The organism is Moorena sp. SIO4E2, assembly GCF_010671945.1.
In the GTDB taxonomy this organism is placed as follows: Bacteria; Cyanobacteriota; Cyanobacteriia; order Cyanobacteriales; family Coleofasciculaceae; genus Moorena; species Moorena producens.
Genome location: NZ_JAAHIE010000626.1, coordinates 1 through 3,815 on the forward strand (window position 1 = coordinate 1; position 3,815 = coordinate 3,815).

5 protein-coding genes are annotated in these 3,815 nt (G+C 44.1%); 3 read left to right on the forward strand and 2 right to left on the reverse strand.

Annotation, left to right across the window (positions count from 1 at the left end; all coding sequences use genetic code 11):
• The first annotated feature begins 238 nt into the window (after positions 1 to 238).
• Positions 239 to 856 (forward strand): flavin prenyltransferase UbiX, encoded by a 618-nt coding sequence (locus F6K37_RS34320; RefSeq protein ID WP_008190620.1) that lies wholly within the window; start codon positions 239 to 241, stop codon positions 854 to 856.
• Positions 857 to 1,089: 233 nt separating this feature from the next.
• Positions 1,090 to 1,740 (forward strand): hypothetical protein, encoded by a 651-nt coding sequence (locus F6K37_RS34325; RefSeq protein ID WP_287255265.1) that lies wholly within the window; start codon positions 1,090 to 1,092, stop codon positions 1,738 to 1,740.
• 166 nt (positions 1,741 to 1,906) lie between these two features.
• Here the strand turns inward: F6K37_RS34325 and F6K37_RS34330 are convergent, their stop codons facing one another.
• Both F6K37_RS34330 and F6K37_RS34335 read right to left on the reverse strand, forming a co-directional pair.
• Entirely contained in the window at positions 1,907 to 2,107 is a 201-nt protein-coding gene (locus F6K37_RS34330; protein ID WP_008190624.1) for a hypothetical protein, read from the reverse strand.
• Between the two features lie 231 nt (positions 2,108 to 2,338).
• Positions 2,339 to 2,548 carry a hypothetical protein gene (locus F6K37_RS34335; protein ID WP_008190626.1) on the reverse strand — a complete coding sequence of 70 codons (210 nt, stop codon included), beginning with the start codon at positions 2,546 to 2,548 and terminating at the stop codon, positions 2,339 to 2,341.
• A gap of 243 nt (positions 2,549 to 2,791) precedes the next feature.
• On the opposite strand from F6K37_RS34335, the gene F6K37_RS34340 reads away from it, so the two are divergent.
• Positions 2,792 to 3,340 carry a shikimate kinase gene (locus F6K37_RS34340; RefSeq protein WP_287255268.1) on the forward strand — a complete coding sequence of 183 codons (549 nt, stop codon included), beginning with the start codon at positions 2,792 to 2,794 and terminating at the stop codon, positions 3,338 to 3,340.
• Positions 3,341 to 3,815 lie beyond the last annotated feature (475 nt).

Below are 3,815 nucleotides of genomic sequence, written 5' to 3' on the forward strand. Positions count from 1 at the left end.
GCTGTCACCAGCAAATTCACTGGAGCACTCCTAAGGGAGAGAAGATCTAGGAGCCATATGAGGGGAAACTTTCACGTATGGTATGACAGGAGAGGTGCCCTCCTTAATCGGAGGCATCGACTCTAACATAGGGTTGATTCCTTTTTGTTAATTAACAATTTAAGCTATTAGCTGATAGCTGATAGCTGAATGCTTACATGACACCGGACATGATTTTACTACTGACTAATCACAACTAATGACAACTCCTTTAATTCTTGGTGTCACCGGTGCATCTGGGCTAATCTATGCTGTACGGGCTTTAAAATATTTACTAGAGGCTGACTATGCTATTGAGCTGGTGGCCTCAAAATCTACCTATATGGTTTGGCAGGCAGAGCAAAATATTCGCATGCCTCTAGAACCCGATCTACAAGAACAATTCTGGCGTGAGCAAGCAGCAGTCGATCAGGGGGGCAAACTCATTTGTCATCGGTGGGGGGATGTGGGAGCCAGCATTGCTAGTGGTTCTTTCCGTACTTTAGGAATGGTGATCATGCCCTGTAGTATGAATACCGTAGCAAAAATGGCTGCGGGCTTCAGTACTGACCTGCTGGAGCGTTCAGCAGATGTTCAAATTAAAGAAGGGCGTAAGCTAGTAATCGTACCTCGTGAAACACCCTTTAGCTTAATCCATCTGCGTAACCTTACCAGGTTAGCAGAAACAGGAGTTAGAATTGTTCCAGCTATACCGGCTTGGTACCATAACCCTCAAACCATCGAAGATTTGGTGGATTTTGTGGTAGCTCGTGCTTTAGACCAGTTAGACATTGACTGCATTCCCCTAAAACGGTGGCAGGGCAGAAGTACTGATTAGCTTCAACATAGTTATTATGATAGGTAAGCAAATAAAGATATCGGAAAGATGGGGAAAATAGGGCAGATTTCAAAGAGGAAGTAGTAGGAGGCTAAATCGTCAGACGTTTCTGCCTTGAGCCGGACATATGCTGATCAATCTTCATCACCCCTCAAGCAACCTTTAACCTGTAACCTTCAAGCCCTTGGTTTATGTTTAGGATTATTATATTCTTATGTTTGGTAATAGGTGGATTGGCACTGTTTGTTGTCGATAATTGGTTGCCAGTGCTACCGTTGGTCTTTCTAGGCATGAAGACACCACCTCTACCTCTAGCCTTGTGGATTGTTGGTGCCGTTGGAGCTGGAGTTCTAACCAGCATCAGCCTACGACTCCCCAATTACCTGGCTTGGCGTTACTCTCGTCGAAATTCTGAACCACCGGACAACGAGCCATTATTTTCTGAATATAGCCGTCGCGAAAGTAATCAAACCCAGACGAGGCAGCATAAAACTCGTGAGCGTTCAGCCTCGAAAGAAACCTCAAAAGATGATCCGGTCTCGGATTGGGAAGAAAGTAGTAGTAAAGACTGGGACTTTGACAAAGATCAGGATTCAGATCGAGTTTCATCAGGTCGCCAAGGGGTTAAGCAAGATTCGACCTCACACACAACTATTGCGGATCCCACTAGCTATGACCTGAGCAAAGAACTCGAAAGTAGTGATCAAAGCGACTCTGTGTATTCCTATAGTTATCGGAAACCTGGAAATTCAGGTGTTGGTAAATCCGAAACAGTTTACGATGCCAAGTTTCGAGTAATTAATCCACCTTACAAGACGGTAGCTAAGCAGCCTGAAGAGGATGAAGAGGACTGGGGGTTTGAGGATGATGAAGACTTTGAATAACCCTTTTTGTGTCAATATTTGTGTGTCAATAATGTTTAATTACGTTATATAGCAATCCTAACTCACTGTTGACTTTGTTTATTACTAGTCAAACAATAGCAGCCAAGGTAGTGAAAGGTCACTCCTTGGCTGCTATTGTTAGATAGTTAGTCAATTATCCATTTGGCTAATGATTCATTTGTTCGCGAGATTGTTGCCTCACGCGACCAGTCATGGCAGCTTCCTGTAAGGCCATAAAGGCATCGAGATCCGCCAAATCGTACTTTTTATGTTTTTGATGGAGCATCCTGCGTAATTTATCCTCGGCTTCTATGGTAAGATAACCGGTGGTGAGAGCTTGTTTGACAATGTCACGAATTAGCAACATTTACTTTGTTACCCCTACTTTAGATGGAGTGACCACTAGTGAAAACCAGTAGATCGGTTTAACTATCTGTTTCACTAGTGGGATAGTTTTGTGAGACACCGAAATCAGCTGCTTCATCAGGTAGTTAAATGCCAGGGATTAGAAACTGTGCGTTACACATATTTGAGTTTCCCTGGTCTAGAGAACCGGGGATTATTTTACCCTCGTGCCAAGTTTGGACTTGTATTCAGTCTAAAGGTACACCAGGCAAACGGTGCTTAAACACCGCTTACCTAGTCGGCTTAAGCCTAACCCTAAGCTTCTGGCTACTTTTATAATGACGGCGGTTAAAACCGCCTTGTCTTGCTTCCTCCGCCACATAGCCACATAAATGATGACGGTTTCCACGCTGCCTTTGTCTAGATCCAGTCCCAGATGGGGAAAACCACGCCAGTCCCTCATGGTCAAGGTTCCTGTGTGTTAAGGCTTGCGGGAGCACCTTAGTAAGCCCAGTGGGCACCCCCTGTGGCCTCACTGGCTCCCCAAAACCACGCTACATCGGGTTTGTTGGGATGAAGTTTAGATGAAGCTATTGTGAATAATAACATAAATGTGAAAGGCTGTCTCCCAGTGGGAATCCTAGAGTGGTACCGTTGATTAAGTGTGAACTAAGGGTAATCACTGATTAGACCGGGGAGGGCATGCGTGAATGACTTGTTGAAGGGCATCAATGTTTTTCTGATTGGCATGATGGGCGCTGGCAAAACTACTGTTGGAGGTTTACTAGCTAGTGAGCTAGGTTATGGTTTTTGTGATACAGATGCCCTGATTGAGCAAATTGCAGGTAAAACGATTAACGAGATATTTGCTGAGGACGGAGAAGAAACCTTTCGACAACTGGAGACTCAGGTACTATCGCAACTATCGGCTTATCAGCAATTGATCGTTGCTACAGGAGGTGGTATTGTGCTTAAACCCCAAAATTGGAGTTATCTGCATTATGGTCTGGTGGTCTGGTTGGATGTCCCTGTGGCAATGTTAATCGAACGCTTGCAAGAGGATACCACTCGCCCCTTACTACAGAAACCTGATCCTGCTTTAGAATTGCAGAAAATTCTTGACCAAAGACGGAGTCTTTATGAATTAGCTGACCTTCACATCTGTGAAGATTTTGGGGAGACTCCACCACAGATTGCTTCACGAGTGATCACAGAAATTCCGAAAGTTATTAAAAAATCTACACAAAAAAATTAGGGTTAGTGGACAGTCGTGTCAGGTTGAATACTTATCTTTCTGGATCTTTCTAGGTTGATAGCCAATTAACACTTAACACTTAACACTTAACACTTAAGTAAGCATTCAGCCGTCAGCGGTCAGCAGTCAGCTTATTTTATTCAAAAACACCGATTGCGCTATGGGCACGCTGCGCGAACAGTAGCGTGCCCATCGCCCATAAGCACCGAAAGTAGCACCATCTGTAGCGCATTAGCTGATAGCTGTTCGCACCTCAAGCAGCGTGGCCACAGGCCAAGCGTGCGCGTAGCGCATTAGCTGATAGCTTAATGGTTACCGAAAATTTTGGGTTTAAAGCCCCGTCCTTCCTTCGACGGCTTTCAATGAAAGTTTGTAAGAGATGTGCTATAATGAAAGCATAAACAATAAACTTTAAAAGTAGAGAGATACTATCTAATCATAAGTAGGCAACGTAAAAAATATGTAGAGCGTACAT

Coding starts and splice junctions, on each gene's coding strand:
- F6K37_RS34320 (WP_008190620.1), top strand. CDS start 239: ATGACAACTCCTTTAATTCTTGGTGTCACCGGTGCATCTGGGCTAATC.
- F6K37_RS34330 (WP_008190624.1), bottom strand. CDS start 2,107: ATGTTGCTAATTCGTGACATTGTCAAACAAGCTCTCACCACCGGTTAT.
- F6K37_RS34335 (WP_008190626.1), bottom strand. CDS start 2,548: ATGAGGGACTGGCGTGGTTTTCCCCATCTGGGACTGGATCTAGACAAA.